This is a genomic window from Reyranella sp. GW821-FHT12G01 (genome assembly GCF_058806575.1).
In genome coordinates, this window is sequence record NZ_JBXAPV010000001.1 from 811,627 (window position 1) to 834,916 (window position 23,290).

Below are 23,290 nucleotides of genomic sequence, written 5' to 3' on the forward strand. Positions count from 1 at the left end.
AATTTCACAGCGCGTTGGCACGGCCCTTGCTCTCGACAAGTTGAACTTTGGGGGCGGGCGTGCCGCCCGTTGGAGGATAGGCGCAAATGAAAATGATCGTGGCAATCTTCAAGCCCTTCAAGCTGGACGAAGTCAGGGATGCACTGACATCGCTCGGCATCCAGGGACTGACTGTAAGTGAAGTGAAGGGATTCGGTCGCCAGAAGGGCCAGACCGAAATCTACCGCGGCGCCGAGTACGCCGTGAGTTTCCTGCCGAAGGTGAAGATCGAAGTCGTGATCGACGACACCATGGTCGAGCGCGCGGTCGAGACCATCCGCAAGGCGGCCGGCACCGGCAAGATCGGCGACGGCAAGGTCTTCGTCATGCCGGTCGAGCAGGCGATCCGCATCCGCACCGGCGAGTCCGGCGTCGAAGCGCTCTGATCCAACACCACGCAATCAACTCAAGAACCAGGGGACAACGATGAAGTTCAAGACCAATTCGGTGCTTGCGGGTGCGGGGGCCGCCGCGGTGCTGCTCCTGCCGGCGCTTGCGCTGGCCCAGGCCGCTGCGCCGGCCGCCGCTCCGGCGGCCGCGGCCGCCGCCGCCGCGCCCAAGCTCGATACCGGCGACACGGCGTGGATGCTGACCTCGACCGCGCTCGTGCTGATGATGACCATCCCGGGCCTCGCGCTGTTCTATGGCGGCATGGTCCGCAAGAAGAACGTGCTGTCGACGGTGATGCAGAGCTTCGCCATCACCTGCATGATCTCGGTGCTCTGGCTGATCGTGGGCTACAGCCTGGCCTTCACGCCCGGCAGCTCGGTCCTGGGTGGCCTCAGCCGCATCTTCATGGCGGGCCTGACGCTCGACGGCGTCCATGACCTCGCCAAGACGATCCCCGAGACCGTCTTCATGACCTTCCAGATGACCTTCGCCATCATCACGCCGGCCCTGATCGCCGGCGCCTTCGCCGAGCGCATGAAGTTCTCGGCCATGATGTGGTTCATGGCGCTGTGGTCGCTGATCGTCTACGCGCCGATCGCCCACTGGGTGTGGGGCGGCGGCTTCCTCGGCGACTGGGGCGTCCTCGACTACGCGGGCGGCACGGTCGTTCACATCAACGCCGGCGTCGCGGGCCTCGTCTGCGCGCTCGTGCTCGGCAAGCGCAAGGGCTTCGGCACCGAGAACATGGCGCCGTTCAACCTGGTCTACTCGGTGATCGGCGCTGCCCTCCTGTGGGTCGGCTGGTTCGGCTTCAACGCCGGCTCCGCGGTCGGTGCCAGCCCCAACGCCGGCATGGCGATGGCGGTGACGCAGTTCGCCACGGCCGCGGCGGCTCTGGCCTGGATGTTCGCGGAGTGGGTGACGCGCGGCAAGCCGTCGGTCCTCGGCATCATCTCGGGTGCGGTCGCCGGCCTCGTCGCGATCACCCCGGCCTCCGGCTTCGTCAACCCGATGGGCGCTCTGGCCATCGGAATCGTCGCCGGCCTGATCTGCTTCTGGGGCGCTACCGGCCTCAAGAAGGCGATGGGCTACGACGACTCGCTCGACGCGTTCGGCGTGCACGGCATCGGCGGCTTCGTCGGCGCCATCCTGACCGGCGTGTTCGCCATCGAAGTGATCGGCGGCGAGGGCAAGAAGGGTCTGATCGACGGCAACGCCGGCCAGGTCCTGACGCAGCTCTGGGGTTCGCTGGTCTGCATCGCCTGGTGCGCGGTCGCCACGTTCATCATCCTCAAGGTCGTCGATGCCCTGATCGGGCTGCGCGTGACCACTGAGGAAGAGATCGAGGGTCTCGACATCAACCTGCACGGCGAGACGATCCACTAGGACCGTCTCTCCCTCGAGATCGGGAACCCCTCTCCTCCTGGTTCCCTCTCATCCGCCGCACCGTGTCGCGGCGGACCCTCGGGCCCGGCGAGTTCCTCGCCGGGCCCTTTTTCTGCCTGTAATTTGACGCCGCGAACCTGAGACGCCAGTCTGTATGCGAACGCCGAAAGGCAGAGGGGAAATCAGATGAAGCTCGTGTCCGCCATCATCAAGCCGTTCAAGCTCGACGAGGTGCGCGATGCACTGACTGGCGTCGGCGTGTCGGGTCTGACGGTGAGCGAGGTCAAGGGTTTCGGCCGCCAGAAGGGCCAGACCGAGATCTATCGCGGCGCCGAATATCTCGTGAGCTTCCTGCCCAAGGTGAAGATCGAGATCGTGGTCGACGACACCCAGGTCGAGCGCGCCGTCGAGGCCATCCAGAAGGCCGCCCACACCGGCAAGATCGGCGACGGCAAGATCTTCGTCACGCCGGTCGAGCAGGCCGTGCGCATCCGCACCGGCGAATCCGGTTCCAACGCGCTCTAGGACAAACCGCGCTTCAGAACGACAAGACCAAGACAGCAAACGAATAAGACAAGGCACGGGAGAGAAAATGAACAAGACGGCCCTGCGCTTCGGCGCGCTTTTGGCGTGCCCGATGGCGTTCGTCCCGGCGGCGTGGGCCGCGGACAAGCCGCAGATCGATACCGGCGACACCGCGTGGCTGCTGATGGCCACGGTGCTGGTGTTGATGATGAACATCCCGGGCCTGGCGCTCTTCTACGCCGGCATGGTGCGCAAGAAGAACGTGCTGGCGACCTCGGTGCAGGCCTTCGCGGTGGCCGCGCTGGTGACCGTTCTCTGGTTCGCGATCGGCTATTCGCTGGCCTTCACCGACGGCGGCGCGCTGAACGGGGCGATCGGCTCGCTGTCCCGCGCGTTCGGCAAGGGGCTGCTGGGCAGTACGCATGAACTCGCCAAGACGGTGCCCGAGAACGTCTTCCTGATGTACCAGGCGACCTTCGCAATCATCACGCCCGCCATCATCGCCGGCGCTTTTGCCGAGCGCATGAAGTTCTCGGCGATGATGTGGTTCATGGGGCTGTGGCTGCTGTTCGTCTATGTCCCGGTGGCGCACTGGGTATGGGGCGGCGGCTTCCTGGCGGCGGCCGGCGTGCTCGATTTCGCCGGCGGCCTCGTCGTCCATCTCAATGCCGGCGTCGCCGCGCTCGTCTGCTGCGTGGTGATCGGCAAGCGGCACGGCTACGGCCAGGAATACATGGCGCCGCACAATCTAGTGCTCACCCTGATCGGTACGTCGCTGCTCTGGGTCGGCTGGTTCGGCTTCAATGCCGGCTCGGCGCTGGCGTCGGGCGAACTGGCGGGCAGCGCGATGCTGAACACGCACATCGCGGCTTCCGTCGCGGCCCTGGTCTGGATGCTCATAGAATGGGCAACTCGCGGCAAGCCGTCGGTCCTCGGCATCCTGACCGGCGCCGTCGCGGGCCTAGGCATGATCACACCTGCTGCGGGCTACGTGGAGCCGTGGGCAGCGATGGTGATCGGCGTCATCGCCGGCGCGGTCTGCTACTGGGCCTCGATCGTGCTGAAGAACAAGCTGGGCTACGACGATTCGCTCGATGCGTTCGGCGTCCATGGCGTCGGCGGCATCGTGGGCTCGATCCTGGTCGGCGTCTTCGCCACCCGCGCGATCAATGACGTGGCCAAGGGCCAGCCGGTCGGCCTGGTCGACGGTCATGGCGGCCAGATCCTGACCCAGCTCTACGGCGTGCTGGTCATCGGCGCGTTCTGCGCCGTGGTCACCTGGATCATCCTCAAGATCCTCGATGCGGCGATCGGGCTCAGGGTCACCCAGGATGAGGAAGTCGAGGGCTTGGACACCGCCCTCCACGGCGAACGCGTCCAATAACGCACCCGGGCGGGCCGACTAGCGCTTGTGGCTCGGCAGGGAAGGGGTCCCAACCCCTTCTGTTGTGTGAAGAAACAAGCCTATTCCCTTGTTGTGATTGGCTAATTTGTTCCATAGAATATGGCGATAGGCTGGCCATCTTGGGTCGGCACCGTTGCTTTATTTGGGCCGGTTTGGCTCATTGGATACGAGAATGTTCAATCCGCGCCTGACCGAGACGCTGACCGACTTCCCATTCGCGCGGCTGAACTCCCTGATCGCTCCGATCACGCCGCCGGCGCACCTGTCGATGATCAACATGTCGGTGGGCGAGCCGCAGGGCGCGATGCCCGCCTTCGCGCGCCAGATCGTGATCGACGAGGTCGATGGCTGGAACCGCTATCCGCCGAATCAGGGCCTGCCCGATCTCAATCTCGCGATCTGCGAATGGCTGACGCGGCGCTACAAGTTGCCCAAGGGCCTGCTCGATCCGAACGTGCACGTCCATCCGACGGCCGGCAGCAAGGAAGGCGTCTACATCATCTCGACGGTGGCGACACCGCAGGAGAAGGGCGGCGCCAAGCCGATCGTCGCTCTGCCCAACCCGTTCTATCAAGCCTATCTCGGTGGCGCGGTCCTGTCGGGCGGCGAGCCGCTGCTGGTCAACGCCGAGGCCTCCAACGGCTTCCTGCCGGACTATGAGAGCCTCGACGAAGCGACCTGGAAGCGCATGTCGGTCGTCTATCTCTGCTCGCCGGCCAATCCGCAGGGCGCGATCGCCAGCAAGGAGTATCTGCAGAAGCTGCTGAAGCTCTGCCGCAAGTACGACACCGTGCTGGCGGTCGACGAGTGCTACGCCGAGATCTACACCGGCGCCGCTCCTCCGGGCGCGCTCGAAGCGGCGCTCGAGATCGACGAGACCGGATTGAAGGATCCGTTCCGCAATCTCGTGGTCTTTCACTCGCTGTCGAAGCGTTCGAACGCGGCCGGCCTGCGCTCGGGCTTCATGGCAGGCGATCCCAAGGTCGTGGCGATGGTGTTGCGCTGGCGCACTTACGGTGGCCCGCAGATCCCGTTCGCCGTCCAGAAGGCGTCGGCCGCGCTGTGGCGCGAGGAGACTCATCCGATCCAGACGCGCGAATGGTACGCGAAGAATTTCCGCGTCGCCGAACAGATCCTGCACAATCGCTTCGCCTACTACACGCCGGGCGGCGGCTTCTTCCTGTGGCTCGACGTCGGCGACGGCGAGGAAGCCACCCGCAAGCTGTGGGGCGAGGCGCACGTGAAGGTGCTGCCGGGCGCCTATGCCTGCCGCGAGACCAACGGGATCAACACTTCCCACCGCTACATCCGCGTGGCGCTGGTGCACGACGAGAAGACCACACGCGAGGGGCTCCAGCGCCTCGCGGCCGTTCTGTAGGGAGCGCAACCGCGCATGGCCATGCTGAGCGTCTCTTCAGCGTTGCAACCCAAGACCTCCATCCTGCCGGAGGGCGGGCGCGATTTCCTGCGCCGCCGCATGATGGAGATCGTGGGCGTCGCGACGGCAGGCTTCGGCCTGATGCTGATGATGGCGCTGTTCACCTACAGCCCCGGCGATCCCTCGCTCAATCACGCGACGGCACGCGCGCCCAACAACCTGCTCGGCCTGCCCGGCGCCTATATCTCCGACCTGCTGCTGCAGACCTTCGGCCTCGCCATCATCCTGGCGCCCGTCGCCTTCATCACCTGGGGCGTCCGCATGGTGCGCACGCACCATCTCGGCTTCTTCGGGCTCAGGCTCTCGTTGCTGCTGCTCGCGCTGCTGATGATGAGCGTGGCCTGCGTCGGTCTCGGCGATGTCGGTGGCGCTGCCACCCATGCCGGTCCGGGCGGGCTGGTCGGCCTCGCTCTGGTCGGTCGCTTCCGTGAGCTGGTGCTGACCCATTCGAGTGGCGGCGCGCTCACCCTGATCGAACCGGTCTCCGCGGCGCTGGCCTTCATTGCGATGGCCCCGGCGCTCGGCATGAACCGTACGGACCTGCCGCTGATCTTCCGCATCCTGCGCGCGCCCTTCCTCTGGATGATGTGGGGCTTCCGCGCGGCCGTCGGCCTGTGGCGCGGCAAGCCGCAGACGCTGGACGAGGAGAGCGAGCCGCCGGCGCCGCACATCGGTTATGCCGAGATCCCCGGCGAGATCGACGCCAGCCAGTACGATCCGACCCACTTCCAGAATCGCTACGAGCAGATCCCCGAGGACGGCACGGCGATGCCGGCGCGCGACTCCCTGATGGTCGACGCGCCCTATGCACCGATCGAGCGCGAAGCCGACGATATCCCGGCGGCTCCCGGCGGCCTGCATCTGCATGCGCCGGTGCTCGACGAGGCTGCACCCTCGGCGGTCAAGGAGCGGACATTCCTCAGCCGGCTGTCCGGCGGCCTGCGCATCGAGCCCTTCATGCGCCGTTCGGCGCCGGCCTCCGCGCCCGCGTCGGCACGCATCGAGCCCGGGTTCGAATCCGCGCCGCCCGCGCATCGGGCCGCCGTTGCCGAAGACGAGTTCGAGGCGCCACAGGCGGTCGTCGAGCGGCCGATGCCCGAGCCGGTGGCGCCCGAGTTCGAAGCCGACGCCCCGGCCGACGATGAGGTCGATGAAAATCCGTTCACGCCCGACAATGCGCTGGACGTGGAGCAGCCCGTGGTCGCGGCGGCCCAGCCGGCGGTGAAGATCGTGCCGCGCAAGTCGGCCGCGGCACAGGGCAAGCGCGCCGCCAAGGCGGGCCAGCGCGAACTCGACCTCGCCATCAACGAATATAAGCTACCGCCGCTCGACATCCTGTCGCTGCCGTCTCGCGTCAACGCCCAGCCGAAGATCGACGAGGAAGCGCTGGAGCAGAACGCCCGCCTGCTCGAGACGGTGCTCGACGATTTCGGCGTCAAGGGACAGATCGTGAAGGTGCGGCCGGGTCCGGTCGTCACGCTCTACGAACTCGAGCCGGCGCCGGGCACCAAGTCGAGCCGGGTCATCGGCCTCGCCGACGACATCGCCCGCTCGATGAGCGCGGTGTCGGCGCGCGTCGCCACCGTGCCCGGCCGCAACGTCATCGGCATCGAGCTTCCCAACGCCAAGCGCGAGACGGTGTTCCTGCGCGAGCTGCTGTCGACCCGTCACTATGAGGACACTCGCCTCGGCCTGCCGCTGGCGCTGGGCAAGGATATCGGCGGCGATCCCGTCATCGCCGATCTGGCGCGCATGCCGCATCTGCTGATCGGCGGCACCACCGGCTCGGGCAAGTCGGTGGCGGTCAACACGATGATCCTGTCGCTGCTCTACCGGCTGACGCCGCAGCAGTGCCGTTTCATCATGATCGATCCGAAGATGCTGGAACTCAGCGTCTATCAGGACATCCCGCACCTGCTGACGCCCGTCGTCACCGAGCCGCGCAAGGCGATCGTGGCCCTGAAGTGGGTCGTGCGCGAGATGGAAGACCGCTATCGCGCGATGAGCGCGGTCTCCGTGCGCAACATCGCAGGCTACAACGAGAAGCTCGCCGAAACGGCGCGCAAAGGCGGCGTGCTGACGCGCAAGGTGCAGACCGGCATCGATCCCGACACGCGCAAGCCGACCTTCGAAGACGAGGAGATGGACCTCACGCCGCTGCCGTTCATCGTCGTCATCATCGACGAGATGGCCGACCTGATGCTGGTCGCGGGCAAGGAGATCGAGGCCACCGTGCAGCGCCTCGCCCAGATGGCGCGCGCCGCCGGCATCCACGTCGTGATGGCGACGCAGCGGCCGTCAGTCGACGTCATCACCGGCACCATCAAGGCCAACTTCCCGACCCGCATCTCCTTCCAGGTGACGTCCAAGATCGACAGCCGCACCATCCTGGGCGAGCAGGGCGGCGAGCAGCTGCTGGGCCAGGGCGACATGCTGTACATGGCCGGCGGCGGCAAGATCGCCCGCGTGCACGGCCCGTTCGTGAGCGACGGCGAGGTCGAGGAGGTGGTCCGCCACCTGCGCGCCCAAGGCGCTCCGGCCTATATCGAATCGGTCACCGACGATCCCGACGGCGAGGGCCAGGGCGCGGGGATGCCGGGCGAGGGCGAGGAGGTCGAGAGCGACCAGCTCTACGACCAGGCCATCGCCCTGGTCGCCCGCGAGCGCAAGTGCAGCACTTCTTTCATCCAGCGCTACCTGCAGATCGGCTATAACAGGGCCGCCCGCATCGTCGAGCGCATGGAGCGCGAGGGCGTGGTCAGCTCGGCCAACCATGTCGGCAAGCGCGAGGTCCTGGCCCGCGACATCGACGACCGCGAGCGCTGAGGCCCCGTTTTCCGGGGCGAACGAGGAACGATGAGCGAGCAAGCCCCGCCTGGATCTGCTTCGAGGCCGCCGGCCGCGGGGAATCCTGTCGCTTCGGCGTCGGTGCGGCACCGCCGCCGCATTCCGCTGATCTGGATCGTGCCCATCCTGACGGCCCTGATCGCCGGCTGGCTGGCCTGGGATACGTTCTCCAAGCGCGGCCCCACCATCACCGTCGCTTTCGACACGGCCGCGGGCCTCACGGCGGGCCAGTCGCAGCTCAAGTATCGCAACGTCGTCATGGGCACGGTGAAGACCATCACCATCCCGCCCGACCTGTCCAAGGTGCTGGTGACGATCGAGACGGTGAAGGAGGCCGAGCCGCTTCTCACCGACAAGACGATCTTCTGGGTGGTGAAGCCGCAGCTCTTCGCCGGCAACATCTCCGGCCTCGAGACCATCCTGTCCGGCTCCTACATCGGCATGCGCCCGTCGACCGACAAGGGCGTGGCGACCCGCAGCTTCGTGGGCCAGGAGGATCCGCCGATCCTGCAGGCCTCGGTCAAGGGCACCGTCTTCCGGCTCGACACCAACCGGCTGGGTTCGATCAGCCTCGGCGCACCGGTCTTCTTCCGCGACATCGAGGTCGGCACGGTGCTGGGCTGGGACCTGCACGATCTCGCCAGCCGCGTCGCCATCCATGCCTTCGTACGTGCGCCGTTCGATCGCTATGTGCGCGACGACACGAATTTCTGGAACGCGTCGGGCCTGTCGGTCTCGCTGGGCGCCAACGGCATCAACATCCAGATGGAGTCGCTGCGCGCCATCCTGCTGGGAGGTATCGCCTTCGACACGGCGCACGATTCGACGGCCCCGATCAGCCAGGCCGATCATCGCTTCAAGCTCTACGCCAATATCGAGGAAGCCAAGTCGGCGGGCTTCGGCCAGCAGATCAAGCTGATCTCCTATTTCCCCGGTTCAGTGGCGGGCGTCACCGAGGGCGCAGAGGTCACGTTCCATGGCCTCAAGATCGGCGAGGTCACCCGCGTCGGCCTGGTCTACGATCCCAAGGAAGATCGCGTCGTCGCGCCCATCCACTATCGCGTCGAGGCGGGCCGCATCAGCAACCTTGCGAAGGCGCAGGGCATGGAGCCGATCAACATCGCCGAGGAGATGATCAAGCGCGGCCTGCGCGCGACGCTGCAGGCACCGAGCCTGATCAGCAACTCGAAGGTCATCTCGCTGCAGGTCGTGCCCGATGCCAAGATGGCGGAGCTGGAGAAGATCGGCGATCACTATGTCATTCCCGCTGCCGAGATCGGCGGCTTCGACAGCATCACCGCTTCGGCCAGCGAGCTTTTGAGCAAGATCAACCGCATCGACTTCGACAAGATCGGCAACAGTCTGGTCAATGCCGCCACCGGCATCGACCAGACGATCAACGGTCCGCAGATCAAGGCGACCCTGGCGGCGCTCGAAAAGGCGATGATCGACGTGCAGGATATCGCCAAGAAGCTCGACACCGACGCCACGCCGGCGCTGAAGCGCTTGCCCGAGATCGCCGCGCAGCTTCAGGATGCCGTCGCCAAGGCCAACCGGCTGATCGGCTCCGTCGACAAGGGCTATGGCGATTCGTCGAAGTTCCATCGCGACATCGACCGTCTGCTGCCGCAGATCACCGATGCCGCGCGCTCGATCCGGGCGCTGGCCGATCTGCTGTCGCGTCACCCCGAGGCCCTGATCAAGGGTCGCACCAACACGGGCAAGGAATGACCTCCACTCGCTTTGGCACTCGCCTCGGCCGCCGCCAGTTCGGCCTCCTAGCTCTCCCGGTTCTCGCGGCGCCGGTGCTGCAGGCTTGCGGCGCCTCGCCCGAACCCGTCCTCTACACGCTGGCGGTACGTCCCGGCCCGGTGCTGGCGCGCGGACCGCGCATCGTGCAGGTCCGCGACATCGGCCTGTCGGGCTATCTCGATCGCAAGGAGATTGTCCGCTCGACGGAGGATCTCAAGCTCGACGTCCGTTCCAACGCCTGGTGGGGCGAGCCGGTCGGAGGAATGATCGGGCGGACCATCGTGCTCGAACTCTCGCAGCGCCTGCCCAACAGTCAGGTCTATAGCGAAGCCGGCTCGATCACGATGGACCCCAACGCCGCCGTCGGCATCGACATCCAGCGCTTCGACGCCGACAGAGCGGGCGTCGTCCTGCTGGCGCAGGTCGCCATCCAGTTCAACCGGCCGACCCGGTCGGCGGCGCGAAACTTCTCGATCACGAAGCCCGTGGCGACGCCGGATACGCCGGGCCATGTCGCCGCGATGAGCGACGCGCTCGGCGAGCTGTCGGACGGCATCGCCGCGCTGCTGCAGTAGCGCCATGTTGCGGGCCTTCGCCGCGCGGCGCGATCCGGGTCCGATGGTGACGCCGCCGCAGCTTCGCGAATGCCATGGCTGCGGCCTGTTCCAGGTCGTGCCGGCGATGGCCGCCAACATGCGGTCCGATTGCCAGCGCTGCGGCACGCCGCTGCGCGCCACGCGCGCCGACCCGACCGGCCATTGCCTGGCGCTCACCTTCGCCTCGCTGGTGCTGTTCGCCGTGCTCTGGCTCTCCATGCTGATGAAGGTGTCGACGGCCGGCATCGTGCACGAGACGACGATCCTCTCGGGCCCCGCGGAGCTGGTGCGCCACGGCCTGTGGCCGCTCGCCATCGCCGTCTCCTTCACCACGGCCCTGGCACCGCTCATCAAGTTCGCCGGGACGATCTACGTGCTGGTCGGCCTGCGCATGAAAACCCTGCCGCCGAACCTGCGCGGCATCTTCCTGATCTCCCGCTGGGTGGGCACCTGGGCAATGCTCGAGGTGCTGCTGCTGGGCGTGTTCGTCGCCTACACCAAGCTCGGCGACCTGGTGACGATCGAGCTGGGGCCGGCCGTCTATGCGCTGGGCCTCCTCACGGTGGTGATCGTGTGGGCTGAACTGGCGCTCGACCCGCAGGCGGTGTGGGAGGAGATCGAGCGGCGTGGGCAGACCCATGCGCCGATGCCGCCGGTCGCGCCGCTGGAGTACCGGCCGGGTGCCGCCGGCTGCGAGGGATGCAGACTCGTCTGCGTACCGGCGGAGCATGACGGGCGGTGCCCGCGCTGCGGCGCGCGCGTGCATGAACGCAAGCCCGACGCCATCGGCCGGACGTTGGCGCTCGCGCTCGCCGGCGCCGTTCTCTACATCCCGGCCAACATCTATCCGGTGCTGACGGTGATCCAGCTCGGCTCGGGCGCACCCAGCACCATCATGGGCGGCGTCGAGGAGCTGGTTTCGTCCAAGATGTATCCGCTGGCGCTGCTGGTCTTCTTTGCCAGCGTGCTGGTGCCCTTGTTCAAGCTGATCGGTCTCATCGGCATGATCTCGGTGACCTCGCTGCCAGGCACGGCCGAGACTGCCGGCGTGTTCCTGAGGAAGCGGACGCAGCTCTATTTCATCGTCGCCTGGATCGGCCGCTGGTCGATGGTCGACATCTTCATGGAATCGCTGCTGGGCGCCCTCGTCCAGTTCGGACGCGCCGTGACCATCGATCCCGGCATCGGGGCGCTCGCCTTCTGCGCCGTGGTCATCGTCACCATCTTCGCGGCCGAAGCCTTCGATCCGCGCCTGATGTGGGACGCCGCCGCACGCAATCCGCATCGCCGGGGGCTGCCTTTCGCCGCCGAGCGCGGTGACGGCCGGATGGCGGCGGTCAGTTCAGGCTGAAGGCGAGGTTCAGCTTGATGTTGTGCTCGTTGCGGAAGTCGTTGGTGTTACGGAACGTGACGAGCTCGTAGCCCAGCGAGCCCTTGGCAAAGGACGTGAGCTGGCGGCCGATGCCCGCGAAGGCGCGGTTCTGGGCGAAGCCTGAGGTTCTGCTCGGCCGGTCGGTGCTGAGGTTGATGAAGACCTCGTCGGACAAGGCCAGTTCCCACGGCGATTGCCAGAGCGGGATACGCACGCCGGCCAGGGCGCGCGTGCGCACCAGCAGCCTGTTGTCGTCGAAGAACAGCTCCTCCCAGCGCAGCCGGCCGGCAACCGGAAGTCCCTCGATGCGCGTGCGGTAGAGGATGTCCTGGAAGGGACCGCGCGACTGCCGCGAGCCCGGAAGATAGCGGGTGAACTGCACATAACCCGCTGCGAGCGCCCAGTTGGGCGACAGGGCATATTCGAAACCGGGCCGCACCTGCAGGGTACGCAGGCGGCTCATCCCCTGGTCGAAGCCGAGCTGGGCGTCGAGATGAAACGACCATGTCTTGTCGATCCGGTATTCCAGTCCGACGGCGGGTGTCTCCCACAGGTCGCCGTTCTGTGCTTGCGTTGCCTGTGCAGCCTGCCGAGTGCGCTGCTGCGCGTGTGCAGAGTTCGCCACGAGACAGAAGGCTGCGAACAGGATTGCGATGCGAATGACGGGTTTCGACACCTGACCGACGATATCGGCGGTGAGAGGGAGCGGCAATCGAGGCGCGCTTTTTGCTGAGATCTGGGCGTTCGAGAAAAACAGGAGGATCCGACCATGGCCAAGGAAATTCTGTGTGGTTTCGGCATCGACGTGGATGCGGTGGCGGGCTGGCTGGGCAGCTACGGCGGTGAGGATTCACCCGACGACATCTCGCGCGGCCTGTTCGCGGGCGAGGTCGGCAGCCCGCGCCTGCTCAGGATGTTCGAACGGCTGGGCATAAAGACGACCTGGTTCATCCCCGGCCATTCGATCGAGACCTTCCCGAAGGAGATGAAGGCGGTGGCCGATGCCGGTCACGAGATCGGCATCCATGGCTACAGCCACGAGAACCCGATCGCCATGACGCGCGAGCAGGAGACCGAGATCCTCGACAAGTGCATCGAACTGGTGACGCAGCTCTCGGGCAAGCGGCCGACCGGCTATGTCGCGCCGTGGTGGGAGTTCTCGCCCGTCACCAACGAGCTCCTGCTGGAGCGCGGCATCAAGTACGACCATTCGCTGATGCATCACGACCACCAGCCCTATTATGTGCGCGTGGGCGATGCCTGGACCAAGATCGACTATTCGAAGAAGCCGCGCGAATGGATGGTGCCCCTGCAGCGCGGCCAGGAGACCGACTTGATCGAGATTCCCGCGAGCTGGTATCTCGACGACCTGCCTCCGATGATGTTCATCAAGAAGTCACCCAACAGCCATGGCTTCGTGAACCCGCGCGACATCGAGCAGATGTGGCGCGACCAGTTCGACTGGGTCTATCGCGAATATGAATATGCGGTGTTCCCCATGACCATCCATCCCGACGTCTCGGGCCGGCCGCACGTGCTGATGATGCTGGAGCGGCTCTATCATTACATGGCCAGCCATCCCGGCGTGAAGTTCGTCACCATGAACGAGATGGCTGACGACTTCGCCAAGCGTTCACCGCGCAAGAAGTAACGATGTGCGCGCTCTGCGGCGTGCTGGACGGCGACGGTCACTGGACCGATGCCGCCCCGCGCCTCGGCGTGTTCACGCGCAACACCGATAGTCTCGCGCGGCGGCGCGAGCGAATGGCCAGGGTCGCGGCAGCAAACCGCATCCTCAAGTTATACGGCCTATCGCTGTCCGACTGGCAGGGCGCGTCGTTCCTGCTGTCGACGGCAACCGGCAAGACCGAACTGGTCGACAACCTGACCCACCTTTGGGCCGCGGCCGAGAAGCTTACGGGCCGGCCCTGCGATCCGCTCGATCCCGCAGTGATCGCGCGTATCGGCCGTGGCTGAAACTCCCGCCTTCACGCCGGTCAACCTGATCACGGGCTTCCTGGGATCGGGCAAGACGACCTTGCTGCAACGCTTGCTGACCGACGCCGCGCTCGCTGACACCGCCGTGCTGATCAACGAATTCGGCGAGGTCGGTCTCGACCATCATCTGCTCGACCGGATCGACGACACCATGGTGCTGCTGCCATCAGGGTGTCTGTGCTGCACGATCCGCGGCGAGCTGTCGGCGGCGATCCGCGATTTGCACGGACGGCGCGAACGCGGCGAAGTGCCGGCCTTCCGGCGGCTGGCGGTCGAGAGCACCGGCTTGGCCGATCCGTTCCCCATCCTGTCGACGGTGCAGGCCGATCCGGTGCTGCGTCACCATTTCCGCTTGGGCAACGTGGTCACTACGGTCGATGCGGTGAACGGTGCATCGCAGCTCGACCGCCGGACCGAGAGCGTCAAGCAGGTCGCCGTGGCGGACCGGCTCGTTTTCACCAAGACCGATCTCGTGGATGTCGAAACGGCCACCGCCCTCGTGGCTCGTCTGCGGGAGATCAATCCTTCGGCGCCCTTGGTGCGCGCAGCGGAGGAGGCGATCGATGCCGATGCCTTGCTGGCACACGACATTTTCGCCACCGCGACACGCGGCGAGGCGGCGCGACGCTGGTTCGCCGTCGAGCCGGGTGCGGAAGCGCATGGCGCGGGTGTCCATGCCTTTGCGTTCACACTCGACGATGCTGTCGACTGGACCCGCTTCGGCCTGTGGCTGACCATGCTGCTCAACCGGCACGGCGACAAAGTATTGCGGGTGAAGGGCATGCTGAAGGTCGAGGGCAGCGAGACGCCGGTGGCGATCCACGGCGTGCAGCATCTCGTGCATCCGCCCGTTCATATGGCCGCCTGGCCCAATGAGGAGCGCCACTCGCGACTGGTTTTCATCGTCGACGGTCTCGATCGCGTCGCCGTCGAAACCTCGCTGCGGGTGTTTTTGCGCAGCGAATAGAACCGGCCATGCCGGATTGACTCGCTCCGGTTCGAATGTCCTAATGTCATAACAATAGAAGAGCCTGCGCCATAAGGCGCCGGCCGCCATAGTCCCCGGGAGGGAATGATGAAGGCTTTCAAGGCCGCCGTTCGTGCGTTCGCGTTTGCCAGTCTGGGCCTGCTGTCCGTCACGGCAGCGCGCGCCGAGGACATCGTCGTCACCCATTACGGTTCGCTGCTCTATGGCGTGCCCTACGCCATTGCGATGGAGAAGGGCTACTTCAAGGAAGCCGGCGTCGACGTCACCGGCATCCTGACCTCCAAGGGCGGTGGCACTTCGGTGCGCAACATGATGGCGGGCGACACGCTGTTCGCCGAAGTGGCCCTGCCGGCGGCGCTGAGCGCCATCAAGGAAGGCTTCAACATCAAGATCATCAGCGGCGGCACCAACGGCCGCAGCTCCTTCTGGGTCACGCGAGTGGGCGAGGCGATCGACAAGCCGGCCGACCTCAAGGGCAAGCGCTTCGTCTATTCGCGGCCGAAGTCGGTCAGCGAGGCGATCACGCTGTCCGCCCTGAAGTCCTGGGATGTCAACGCGGCTGACGTGAAGATGATCGCCATCGGCGATTTCGGCGCCGGTCTCACGGCGCTCGAACACAACAAGGTCGACGTCGCCATCATTCCCGAGCCGATCTACTCCCAGAAAGAGAAGGCCGGCACCAAGTACAAGACCCTGGGCTGGCTCGACGAGAAGCTGCCGGCCTATGCCCAGACGGTCGGCATCGCGACCGACGAGACGATCGCCAAGCACGGCGCGAAGCTGAAGGCGGTGATCGAGGCGCGGCGCAAGGGGGTCGAGTTCCTCCAGGCCAACCCGAAGGAAGCCGCGCAGATCGTCGCCAAGGCCTACAACCTGCCGCTCGACGTCGTGACCAACGCCATGAACAACATCGTGAAGATGAACCCGACCTGGTGGAGCCAAGGCGAACTCGCGATGCCGCTGATGCAGTCGATGGCCGATGCGCTGGGCTCGGTCGGCGCGCTGCAGCTCCCCGTGGACTGGAAGGCCGCAACGGATTCGCAGTTCGCGCCGACCGCGGCGAAGACCCAGTGATGGCCGGCGCGCCGCGTCTGGCGGCGGTCGAGGACGCGGCCGCCCACAAGATCCATGCGCGTCTCGAAGGCGTGACGCGTGTCTACCCGCCGCGCGCAGGCCATGGCGAAGTGCATGCGCTGGGTCCCATCTCCTTCGACCTCAGGGCCGGTGAGTTCTTCAGCGTCGTAGGACCGTCCGGTTGCGGCAAGTCGACCCTGCTGGACGTCCTCGCAGGTCTTGCCGTGCCGTCGGCCGGCACAGTCGAGTTCGAGGGCAAGCCGGTGCGCGGCGAGGTGCCCGACGGCGTCGGCGTCGTGTTCCAGGAGGATGCCAGCTTCCCGTGGCTGACGGTCGAGGACAACGTCTCCTTCGGCCTGCGGCGGGCCGGCGTCGATGCGGCGGAAAGCAAGCGGCGCGTCGACTTCGCGATCGGCTTCATGGGCCTGCGCGACTTCCGCCGCGCCTATCCCAGCCAGCTTTCCGGCGGCATGCGCCAGCGCGTCTGCATCGCGCGCACCCTGGTGATGCAGCCGCGCCTGATCCTGCTCGACGAGCCGTTCGGCGCGCTCGACCAGCAGACGCGCCTGCTGATGGGCGACGAATTGCTGCGCCTGTGGCGCGAAACCTCGGCCACCGTACTGCTGATCACCCACGCGCTCGACGAAGCCAATCTTTTGTCCGACCGCATCGGCGTGATGTCCGCCCGGCCCGGACGCTTCATCGACATCGTCGAGACCGGCTGGCCGCGCGAGCGCGATTCGCGGCTGGCCGAACGTCCCGATTTCGGCGCGGTCACGGCGCGCCTCTGGTCCTATCTGCGCGGTGAATCGCTGCGGGCGATGGGGCAGGGGACGGCGGCGCGATGAGCAAGGCGGGCTGGATCCGTACCCTTGTGCTGGTTGGCGCCGTCGGTGCGCTCGAACTGGCCTGCCGGACCGGCGCGATCGCGCCCACCATGGTGATCGCGCCGTCGCAGATGGTGATGGCGCTGATCAAGACGCTGCAGTCCGACGAGATCGGCATGCACCTGCAGCACACGCTGTCGGCTGTGGCGATCGCCATGAGCATCGCCATCGTCGGCGGCTTCGTGATCGGCTTCATCCTGAACTGGGTGCCGTTCCTGCGCCGCGCCTTCAGCCCGTTCCTCGCGGCCTATTACGCGATCCCGCACTTCGCCTTCTATCCGCTGCTGATCGTCATCTTTGGCCTCGGCCCGGTGCCACTGATCGTACTGGCGACCCTGTTCGCCATGGTCGCGATGATCCTCGCCACCATGGCGGGCCTCGACAGGGTGCCGCGCGTGTTGCTGAAGACGGCGCGCATCCATCGCCTGTCGCTGATCGAGGAGATCTGGCGGGTTCGCCTGCCGGCGGCGGCGCCGCACATCCTGTCCGGCCTCAAGCTCGCCGTGGCCTATTCCTTCATCGGCGTGATCGCGGGCGAATTCATCCTGTCGACCAGCGGCATCGGCCACGAGATCGCCTTCGCCTACGACAATTTCGACAATCCGCGCATGTACGCGCTGATCCTGTTCGTGCTGGGCATCGTCACCCTGTTCAACATGGCGGTCTTCGCCTGGGAGCGTCGCATGCTGCGCCGGCGCGGCGCATGAGTGGCGGCCTCCTGAATCTGCGCGCCTGGCGCGATCCCATCCTCGTCGCGATCTCGCTGGTGGCACTGTGGCAGGTTCTGCACGAGATCGCGGGCGATTCGGCGGTCACGGCGCCGGCGCCGACCCTCGCCCATCTCTGGGAGATGATCGGACAGGCGCGCTTCCTGCCACACCTGCGCGAGACTGGGCTGGCGTTCCTGCAGGCATTGGCGATTGCCTGCGGCGGCGGCGTGCTGATCGGCCTCGTGCTGGGCGGGCACAAGCTCACCGGAGAGGTCGCCGAGCCGATCCTCGTCGCGCTCTATTCGGTGCCGAAGATCACGCTCTACCCGGTGATTCTGCTGCTGTTCGGCCTCGGCATGCCGGCCAAGGTCGCCTTCGGCGCCCTGCACGGGATCATTCCCGTCGTGCTGTTCACCATGAACGCGGTGCGCAACGTCAACCGCACCTATCTCAGGGCCGGCCGCGCCCTGCGCCTCACCCCGATGCAGACCGGCTGGTTCGTGCTGGTGCCCGCGACCCTGCCGGAAATCTTCTCCGGTCTGCGCATCGGCTTTTCGCTCACTCTGCTTGGCACGATGCTGGGTGAACTTTTCGCCTCGCAGCGTGGCCTGGGCTTCCTGCTGATGACGGCGATCGACCTGCACGACGTGAAGACGATCCTGGCGATCGCGGTGCTGATCTCGATCTTTGCCATCGCTTCCAATGCGGCCTTGCTGGCCATCGATAAACACCTGCATCGCGGCGCGGCGCCGGAGGCGCACGAGAAATCATGAACAGGATCGCCGTTGCCCGCGAGATGGGCTCGCCGCTGCATCACCAGATTTATCTGGTGCTGGCCGACGGAATTTCGACCGGCCGCTACGCCGAGGGCGAGGCGCTGCCGACCGAGGAGCAACTTACGCGGATGTTCAGCGTCTCGCGGATCACGGTCCGGCGCGCCATGACCAGCCTGCACGATGCCGGCCTGGTCGAGCGCGGCGCCGGACGACGCACCGTCGTGCGGCCGCAGATCGGCCGGCCGATGCAGCTGGCGATGAACTCCGTGATCGAGAACATCGTGGCCTACGGCACCGAGACCGACGCTAAGGTCATCGAGTTCGGCTACGTCGAGGCGCGCGGCGTCGTGCGCGAACAATTGTGGCAGGCCACGGAAAAACTGGTGCAGCGGGCGGTGCGCGTGCGCTCGCACGAAGGCGTGCCGATCATGCACCTCACCAGCTATGTGCCGGAGGTGCTGGGCGAGACCTTTACCGCCGATGATCTCGGCCGCGTCTCGCTGTTCCAGTTGCTGGCGCGGGCCGATGCTCACCTGGCGCGTGGCGAGCAGGTCGTCTCGGCGACCCTGGCCGATCCTACAGTCGCATCGCGCCTTGGCATCAAGGTCGGTGCGGCACTGATCGACATGCGCCGCCTGATGTTCGACCAGAAGGGCCGCGCCGTCGAATATCTCGAGATGCTGGCCATCCCCGACCGCATGACCATGCGCATGGAGCTCGGCTCCCGGCAGCTCGCCCCTGCAAGGACCAAACGGAAACCGTTACCGAACAACCGCAAGTGAGAGAGGAAACTCCGATGTCCAATGCTGCCAACTTCCGCAAGCTGCTGTCGTCCAAGACGATGATCGTCGCCCCGGGCGCGATCGACTGCATCACCGGCCGCGCCATCGCGCAGGCGGGTTTCTCCGCCGTCTACATGACCGGCGCCGGCACCTCGGCGACGCTCGGCTATCCCGATTATGGCCTGATCACCATGAGCGAGATGGTGGGCAATGCCGGCCGCATCGTGAACTCGATCGACATCCCGCTGATCAGCGATAGCGACACGGGCTTCGGCAACGAGCTGAATGTCTATCGCACGGTGCAGGAGTTCGAGCGCGCTGGCGTTGCCGCGATCCACATCGAGGATCAGGTGTTCCCCAAGAAGTGCGGCCATCTCGACAACAAGGAACTGGTGAGCCGCGAGGACTTCATCGCCAAGATCCGCGCCGCCGCCGCGGCCCGCAAGTCGAAGGACTTCTGCATCATCGCCCGCACAGACTCGCGCGCCGTCATCGGTCTCGAAGAGGCGATCGAGCGTGCCAATGCAGCGCTCGCCAACGGCGCCGACGTGGCCTTCGTCGAAGCGCCGCAGACCATGGCCGAGATCGAATCCGTGCCGAAGAGGGTCAACGGTCCCTGCTTGCTGAACATCGTGCGCGGCGGCAAGACGCCGGAGATCGAGCTCGATGTCGCCGAACGCATGGGATACGCCATCTCGATCGTCCCCGGCCTGCTGCTGGGCGGCATCATCCAGACCTGCGACCGCCTGCTGGGCGACCTGAAGCAGGGCAAGTTCCCGCCGGTCAGCGGCTCCCCGGGCAAGACCTTCGCCCGCTTCGGCGCCGCCGAATGGGACGAGCGCCGCACCGCCTTCCGCGACCAGGTCAAGGCCGCCGCGGAGTAGTCAAACCGGACCGCGGGCCTCCAGGCCCGCCTCATGAAGAAGAGCGGGCCGGGAGGCCCGCGGTCCCATCAAAGGAGGAAGTGCATGGCCGCCGCACGCACGATGTTCGAGAAGATCTGGCAGCGTCACGTCGTCGTCGATCGCGACGATGGCTACACGCTGCTCTATATCGACCGCCACCTGATGCATGACGGTTCGGCCGCGGGCTTCGCCAAGCTCCGCGAGCGCGGCATGAAGCTGCGCCGGCCCGATCGCGGCTTCGCGACACCCGACCACTATGTGCGCAGTGACAGCCGCCAGGTGTCCGACATCGTCGATCCGCACCACCGCAAGCTGGTCGAGCAGATCCGCACCAACACCGCCGAGAGCGGCGTCACCCTGTTCGACTTGGGTGACGAGCGGCAGGGCATCGCCCATGTCGTCGGCCCGGAGCAGGGCGTCACCCAGCCCGGCCTCACTCTGGTTTGCGGCGATTCGCACACCTCCACACACGGTGCGCTGGGCGCGCTCGCCTTCGGCATCGGCTCCTCTGAAGTGGCGCATGTCATGGCCACGCAATGCCTGTGGCAGCGCAAACCCAAAGCCATGCGGGTCAGCGTCGACGGCACGCTGGGCGAGGGCATCACCGGCAAGGACGTGATCCTGGCCATCATCGCCCGGATCGGCACTGCCGGCGCGGTCGGCCATGTCATCGAATATGCCGGCAGCGCGATCCGCGGCCTGTCGATCGAGGGTCGCCTCACCGTCTGCAACATGTCCATCGAGGCCGGCGGCAAGGCCGGCATGGTGGCGCCTGACGATACGACCATTGCCTATCTGAAGGGCCGGCCCTTCTCGCCGAAGGAGTCCGAGTGGGACAAGGCGGTCGCCTTCTGGCGCACCGTGCCGAGCGACGAGGGCGCCGTCTTCGATCGCGACGTCAGCCTCGACGCGGCCTCGATCACGCCGATGGTCACCTGGGGCACCAGCCCCGAGGACGCGCTGTCGATCACCGGCCGCATCCCCGAGCCTTCGACGGCGCCGGATACAGCCAAGAAGGACAGCATGAAGCGGGCGCTCGACTATATGGGCCTCGTCCCGGGCACGCCGCTCGAGCAGGTGCCGGTCGATCGCGTCTTTATCGGCTCCTGCACCAACAGCCGCATCGAGGACCTGCGCGCCGCCGCCAAGGTCGCCAAGGGCCGCAAGGTCGTGATCCCCTCTTGGGTTGTCGCGGGATCGGGCCTGGTGAAGAAGCAAGCCGAGGCCGAAGGGCTCGACAAGATCTTCGTCGAGGCCGGCTTCGAATGGCGCGAGCCCGGCTGCTCGATGTGTGTCGGCATGAACGGCGACACCGGCAAGCCGCAGCAGCGCATCGCCTCCACCTCGAACCGCAACTTCATCGGCCGCCAGGGTCCGGGCGTGCGTACGCATCTTCTGAGCCCGGCGATGGCGGTGGCTGCCGCCGTCTCCGGCCATTTCGCCGACGTCCGCAAGCTGGCCTAAGGGAGGCATCGCCATGGAAGCTTTCACCACGCTCGACGCGGTCGCGATCCCGATCGACCAGCCGAACCTCGACACCGACCAGATCATCCCGGCGCGGTTCCTCGGCAAGCCGCGCGATACCCAGGTCAGCGCGCTGTTCCACGACCTGCGCTACACGCCCGACAAGGTGCCGCGGCCGGAGTTCGTCACCAACATGTCGGCCTATGCCGGCGCGAAGATCGTGGTGGCGGAACGCAACTTCGCCTGCGGCTCCTCGCGCGAGAATGCCGTCACGGTGATGGTCGACAACGGCCTGCGCGCCTTCATCGCGCCGAGCTTCGGCGACATCTTCTTCAACAACTGCTTCCAGAACGGTGCCCTGCCGATCCGCATCGATGCAGCGCGGGCGGCGGAGCTGCGGGGAATGCTGCGGACCTCACCGGGTGCGAAGATCAGCATCGACCTTGCGGCGCAGACCGTGACCGGCCCGGACGGCAAGACCGACCGGTTCGACATCGATTCCTTCCGCAAGGATTGCCTGCTGAAGGGCGCCGACGAGGTCACGCTCACGCTGGGCTACGACAAGGACATCAAGGCTTTCGAGGCCAAGCAGCGCCAGGAGATGAGCTGGCTCTAGCTATTTGGCCGGCCCGAATCCCTGCAATGTCCAGACGAGCGGGTCCGCGCCGACGCGGACCTGGCCGCTCTGGGGCCGGTCGATGTCGATGATCAGAACGATGGCCAGCGTCCAGGCGCCGAGCAGCAGGATGGACAGGCCGGGCTGCCGGCTGCCGACCAGGCCGAACCCGTAGCCCACCGCGCCGACCGCGAAGATCGACACGGTCAGCAGCAGTCGCAGGATGTAGGGCGGCACGTGGCTGGCGAAGTTGCGGCGGTTGGTCAGCGACAGGTCGATCATGTCGTTCAGCGACGAGATCAGCAGGCCCGAAATCGGTGTCGGCGAGCGCTCGGCGATGCCGCGCGCGATGGCCCAGATTTCGTTTTGCAGGGTGTTGGTGCGCTGGTTCAGGCGCTCGGTCTCCGCCGGATCGGAGCTGCCGACCACCACCGCGATGCGCGTTTCGGTGTACTGGCGCAACAGCCGCTGCATCGCCTCGCCCTCGGCGCCGGTCGCCACGTTCGCGCGCAGCCAGACCGTGCCGATGGCATTGGCCTCGGCGAGGACCGAGTCGCGGCGCTGCTGATAGCGGTCCGAGGCCATGGACAGCGAGACGCCCAGCAGGAAGGCCAGCAGGCCCATCATGCCCGCCGTGGCGAAGTTGACCGAGGATTTCTCGCCCTCAGTGGGCGTGCGTCGCCGGCTGACGAACTTGCCGAGCTGGACGCCGATTTCCAGCGCCAGCAGCAGGAGCAGCAGGACGAAGAGGCCGGCGAGGTGGAGGTTCCCGTTGGTCAGACCATGCAGGAAGGCGAACAACGTATCGAAAGGGCCGAGAGACATGCAGCCCGAACATCGACGATCCGCCCGCGCAGGACAAGCCTAGGGGCCAATCTCTAGAGGCTAGTCCCTAGGGCCCCGTCGCGCCCAGCGACATCGCCGCTTCCCGGCACGCGTTCTCGCAGGCCCGGCAGGCCTCGGCGCACAGGCGGCAATGCTCGTGCTCGATGGCGTGACGGTCGCATTCGGCGGCGCACGCCTGGCACAGCTCCGCGCAGGTTTCGGCCATCTGCCTCAGCAGGGCTGTATTGGCCACCGTGTGTCGTGCCAGCGCCGGGCCGGTGGTCGAGCAGGCTTCCGCGCAATCGAGTGCCAGCCTGATGCAGCGGGCGAGACTGACCGCGGCATCGTCGAGGCTGACGTCTGCACAGGTGATGCAGGCCTCGGCGCAGGCATGGCAGGCCTCGATGGCACGCTGGAGGGGCGCGTCGAGGGCGCTGCGGCCCGACGGGACGCGGGACGGCGTTGGGTGCGCGTGCATGGCGTTTCCTCTGTTCATGAACAGCGGAGCAACGCGC

The 23,290-nt window shown here is 66.5% G+C and carries 23 protein-coding genes; 20 read left to right on the forward strand and 3 right to left on the reverse strand.

What is annotated here, in order from left to right; all coding sequences use genetic code 11:
• Positions 1–86 precede the first annotated feature (86 nt).
• The 9 genes from AC1RP5_RS03940 (at position 87) to AC1RP5_RS03980 (ending at position 11,729) form a co-directional block, all read left to right on the forward strand.
• Positions 87–425 carry a P-II family nitrogen regulator gene (locus tag AC1RP5_RS03940; RefSeq protein WP_493109274.1) on the forward strand — a complete coding sequence of 113 codons (339 nt, stop codon included), beginning with the start codon at positions 87–89 and terminating at the stop codon, positions 423–425.
• Positions 426–465: 40 nt separating this feature from the next.
• Positions 466–1,815 (forward strand): ammonium transporter, encoded by a 1,350-nt coding sequence (locus tag AC1RP5_RS03945; protein WP_493109275.1) that lies wholly within the window; start codon positions 466–468, stop codon positions 1,813–1,815.
• A gap of 186 nt (positions 1,816–2,001) precedes the next feature.
• Positions 2,002–2,340, forward strand: coding sequence for a P-II family nitrogen regulator (locus AC1RP5_RS03950; protein WP_493109276.1), 339 nt, complete (start codon positions 2,002–2,004; stop codon positions 2,338–2,340).
• A gap of 112 nt (positions 2,341–2,452) precedes the next feature.
• Positions 2,453–3,724 carry an ammonium transporter gene (locus tag AC1RP5_RS03955; RefSeq protein ID WP_493113292.1) on the forward strand — a complete coding sequence of 424 codons (1,272 nt, stop codon included), beginning with the start codon at positions 2,453–2,455 and terminating at the stop codon, positions 3,722–3,724.
• A 193-nt stretch (positions 3,725–3,917) separates the two neighbouring features.
• Positions 3,918–5,123 (forward strand): aminotransferase class I/II-fold pyridoxal phosphate-dependent enzyme, encoded by a 1,206-nt coding sequence (locus AC1RP5_RS03960; protein ID WP_493109277.1) that lies wholly within the window; start codon positions 3,918–3,920, stop codon positions 5,121–5,123.
• A gap of 15 nt (positions 5,124–5,138) precedes the next feature.
• The gene (locus AC1RP5_RS03965; protein WP_493109278.1) at positions 5,139–8,009 is read left to right on the forward strand and encodes a DNA translocase FtsK; all 2,871 of its coding nucleotides are present in this window, start codon (positions 5,139–5,141) and stop codon (positions 8,007–8,009) included.
• A gap of 30 nt (positions 8,010–8,039) precedes the next feature.
• Positions 8,040–9,761, forward strand: a complete 1,722-nt coding sequence (locus AC1RP5_RS03970) for a PqiB family protein (RefSeq protein WP_493109279.1) — start codon at positions 8,040–8,042, stop codon at positions 9,759–9,761.
• The gene (locus tag AC1RP5_RS03975) at positions 9,758–10,357 is read left to right on the forward strand and encodes a PqiC family protein (RefSeq protein WP_493109280.1); all 600 of its coding nucleotides are present in this window, start codon (positions 9,758–9,760) and stop codon (positions 10,355–10,357) included. Before AC1RP5_RS03970 ends, AC1RP5_RS03975 begins: the two co-directional genes overlap by 4 nt.
• A 4-nt stretch (positions 10,358–10,361) precedes the next feature.
• On the forward strand, positions 10,362–11,729 hold the full coding sequence (locus AC1RP5_RS03980; RefSeq protein WP_493109281.1) for a paraquat-inducible protein A: 1,368 nt from the start codon (positions 10,362–10,364) through the stop codon (positions 11,727–11,729).
• On the opposite strand, the gene AC1RP5_RS03985 is transcribed toward AC1RP5_RS03980, so the two are convergent.
• Complete coding sequence (locus tag AC1RP5_RS03985) at positions 11,716–12,426, reverse strand: DUF2490 domain-containing protein (RefSeq protein ID WP_493109282.1); 711 nt, start codon at positions 12,424–12,426, stop codon at positions 11,716–11,718. The two genes, AC1RP5_RS03980 and AC1RP5_RS03985, sit on opposite strands and share 14 nt — an antisense overlap.
• A gap of 93 nt (positions 12,427–12,519) precedes the next feature.
• Here AC1RP5_RS03985 and AC1RP5_RS03990 point away from each other — a divergent pair, with 93 nt between their 5' ends.
• From AC1RP5_RS03990 to leuD, 11 genes are all read left to right on the forward strand, one after another.
• Positions 12,520–13,401 (forward strand): polysaccharide deacetylase family protein, encoded by an 882-nt coding sequence (locus AC1RP5_RS03990; protein WP_493109283.1) that lies wholly within the window; start codon positions 12,520–12,522, stop codon positions 13,399–13,401.
• A 2-nt stretch (positions 13,402–13,403) separates the two neighbouring features.
• Positions 13,404–13,727, forward strand: a complete 324-nt coding sequence (locus AC1RP5_RS03995) for a hypothetical protein (RefSeq protein ID WP_493109284.1) — start codon at positions 13,404–13,406, stop codon at positions 13,725–13,727.
• The gene (locus tag AC1RP5_RS04000; RefSeq protein WP_493109285.1) at positions 13,720–14,715 is read left to right on the forward strand and encodes a CobW family GTP-binding protein; all 996 of its coding nucleotides are present in this window, start codon (positions 13,720–13,722) and stop codon (positions 14,713–14,715) included. Before AC1RP5_RS03995 ends, AC1RP5_RS04000 begins: the two co-directional genes overlap by 8 nt.
• 108 nt (positions 14,716–14,823) lie before the next feature.
• On the forward strand, positions 14,824–15,810 hold the full coding sequence (locus tag AC1RP5_RS04005; RefSeq protein ID WP_493109286.1) for an ABC transporter substrate-binding protein: 987 nt from the start codon (positions 14,824–14,826) through the stop codon (positions 15,808–15,810).
• Positions 15,810–16,658, forward strand: coding sequence for an ABC transporter ATP-binding protein (locus AC1RP5_RS04010; RefSeq protein ID WP_493109287.1), 849 nt, complete (start codon positions 15,810–15,812; stop codon positions 16,656–16,658). Before AC1RP5_RS04005 ends, AC1RP5_RS04010 begins: the two co-directional genes overlap by 1 nt.
• The gene (locus tag AC1RP5_RS04015; RefSeq protein WP_493109288.1) at positions 16,655–17,404 is read left to right on the forward strand and encodes an ABC transporter permease; all 750 of its coding nucleotides are present in this window, start codon (positions 16,655–16,657) and stop codon (positions 17,402–17,404) included. Before AC1RP5_RS04010 ends, AC1RP5_RS04015 begins: the two co-directional genes overlap by 4 nt.
• Complete coding sequence (locus AC1RP5_RS04020; RefSeq protein WP_493109289.1) at positions 17,401–18,180, forward strand: ABC transporter permease; 780 nt, start codon at positions 17,401–17,403, stop codon at positions 18,178–18,180. Before AC1RP5_RS04015 ends, AC1RP5_RS04020 begins: the two co-directional genes overlap by 4 nt.
• A complete protein-coding gene (locus tag AC1RP5_RS04025) occupies positions 18,177–18,965 on the forward strand; it encodes a GntR family transcriptional regulator (RefSeq protein WP_493109290.1) in 789 nt (262 codons plus the stop codon). The genes AC1RP5_RS04020 and AC1RP5_RS04025 overlap by 4 nt, the downstream gene beginning before the upstream one ends.
• Before the next feature lie 14 nt (positions 18,966–18,979).
• Complete coding sequence (locus AC1RP5_RS04030) at positions 18,980–19,849, forward strand: isocitrate lyase/PEP mutase family protein (protein WP_493109291.1); 870 nt, start codon at positions 18,980–18,982, stop codon at positions 19,847–19,849.
• 84 nt (positions 19,850–19,933) lie between these two features.
• Entirely contained in the window at positions 19,934–21,334 is a 1,401-nt protein-coding gene (gene leuC / locus AC1RP5_RS04035) for a 3-isopropylmalate dehydratase large subunit (protein ID WP_493109292.1), read from the forward strand.
• 13 nt (positions 21,335–21,347) lie between these two features.
• On the forward strand, positions 21,348–21,950 hold the full coding sequence (gene leuD / locus AC1RP5_RS04040; RefSeq protein ID WP_493109293.1) for a 3-isopropylmalate dehydratase small subunit: 603 nt from the start codon (positions 21,348–21,350) through the stop codon (positions 21,948–21,950).
• Here the strand turns inward: leuD and AC1RP5_RS04045 are convergent, their stop codons facing one another.
• Both AC1RP5_RS04045 and AC1RP5_RS04050 read right to left on the reverse strand, forming a co-directional pair.
• Positions 21,951–22,775, reverse strand: a complete 825-nt coding sequence (locus tag AC1RP5_RS04045; protein WP_493109294.1) for a bestrophin-like domain — start codon at positions 22,773–22,775, stop codon at positions 21,951–21,953.
• Positions 22,776–22,842: 67 nt separating this feature from the next.
• A complete protein-coding gene (locus tag AC1RP5_RS04050) occupies positions 22,843–23,253 on the reverse strand; it encodes a four-helix bundle copper-binding protein (RefSeq protein WP_493109295.1) in 411 nt (136 codons plus the stop codon).
• Between the last annotated feature and the right edge of the window lie 37 nt (positions 23,254–23,290).

What these genes read in the sequence shown, in the direction of transcription:
- AC1RP5_RS03960 (WP_493109277.1), top strand. Translation starts at nt 3,918, where the DNA reads ATGTTCAATCCGCGCCTGACCGAGACGCTGACCGACTTCCCATTCGCG.
- AC1RP5_RS04025 (WP_493109290.1), top strand. Translation starts at nt 18,177, where the DNA reads ATGAACAGGATCGCCGTTGCCCGCGAGATGGGCTCGCCGCTGCATCAC.
- AC1RP5_RS04050 (WP_493109295.1), bottom strand. Translation starts at nt 23,253, where the DNA reads ATGCACGCGCACCCAACGCCGTCCCGCGTCCCGTCGGGCCGCAGCGCC.
- AC1RP5_RS04030 (WP_493109291.1), top strand. Translation starts at nt 18,980, where the DNA reads ATGTCCAATGCTGCCAACTTCCGCAAGCTGCTGTCGTCCAAGACGATG.
- AC1RP5_RS03970 (WP_493109279.1), top strand. Translation starts at nt 8,040, where the DNA reads ATGAGCGAGCAAGCCCCGCCTGGATCTGCTTCGAGGCCGCCGGCCGCG.
- AC1RP5_RS03980 (WP_493109281.1), top strand. Translation starts at nt 10,362, where the DNA reads ATGTTGCGGGCCTTCGCCGCGCGGCGCGATCCGGGTCCGATGGTGACG.
- AC1RP5_RS04020 (WP_493109289.1), top strand. Translation starts at nt 17,401, where the DNA reads ATGAGTGGCGGCCTCCTGAATCTGCGCGCCTGGCGCGATCCCATCCTC.
- AC1RP5_RS03945 (WP_493109275.1), top strand. Translation starts at nt 466, where the DNA reads ATGAAGTTCAAGACCAATTCGGTGCTTGCGGGTGCGGGGGCCGCCGCG.
- AC1RP5_RS03955 (WP_493113292.1), top strand. Translation starts at nt 2,453, where the DNA reads ATGGCGTTCGTCCCGGCGGCGTGGGCCGCGGACAAGCCGCAGATCGAT.
- AC1RP5_RS03995 (WP_493109284.1), top strand. Translation starts at nt 13,404, where the DNA reads ATGTGCGCGCTCTGCGGCGTGCTGGACGGCGACGGTCACTGGACCGAT.
- AC1RP5_RS03950 (WP_493109276.1), top strand. Translation starts at nt 2,002, where the DNA reads ATGAAGCTCGTGTCCGCCATCATCAAGCCGTTCAAGCTCGACGAGGTG.
- leuD (WP_493109293.1), top strand. Translation starts at nt 21,348, where the DNA reads ATGGAAGCTTTCACCACGCTCGACGCGGTCGCGATCCCGATCGACCAG.
- AC1RP5_RS03965 (WP_493109278.1), top strand. Translation starts at nt 5,139, where the DNA reads ATGGCCATGCTGAGCGTCTCTTCAGCGTTGCAACCCAAGACCTCCATC.
- leuC (WP_493109292.1), top strand. Translation starts at nt 19,934, where the DNA reads ATGGCCGCCGCACGCACGATGTTCGAGAAGATCTGGCAGCGTCACGTC.
- AC1RP5_RS04010 (WP_493109287.1), top strand. Translation starts at nt 15,810, where the DNA reads ATGGCCGGCGCGCCGCGTCTGGCGGCGGTCGAGGACGCGGCCGCCCAC.
- AC1RP5_RS03975 (WP_493109280.1), top strand. Translation starts at nt 9,758, where the DNA reads ATGACCTCCACTCGCTTTGGCACTCGCCTCGGCCGCCGCCAGTTCGGC.
- AC1RP5_RS04005 (WP_493109286.1), top strand. Translation starts at nt 14,824, where the DNA reads ATGAAGGCTTTCAAGGCCGCCGTTCGTGCGTTCGCGTTTGCCAGTCTG.
- AC1RP5_RS04045 (WP_493109294.1), bottom strand. Translation starts at nt 22,775, where the DNA reads ATGTCTCTCGGCCCTTTCGATACGTTGTTCGCCTTCCTGCATGGTCTG.
- AC1RP5_RS03940 (WP_493109274.1), top strand. Translation starts at nt 87, where the DNA reads ATGAAAATGATCGTGGCAATCTTCAAGCCCTTCAAGCTGGACGAAGTC.
- AC1RP5_RS03990 (WP_493109283.1), top strand. Translation starts at nt 12,520, where the DNA reads ATGGCCAAGGAAATTCTGTGTGGTTTCGGCATCGACGTGGATGCGGTG.
- AC1RP5_RS04015 (WP_493109288.1), top strand. Translation starts at nt 16,655, where the DNA reads ATGAGCAAGGCGGGCTGGATCCGTACCCTTGTGCTGGTTGGCGCCGTC.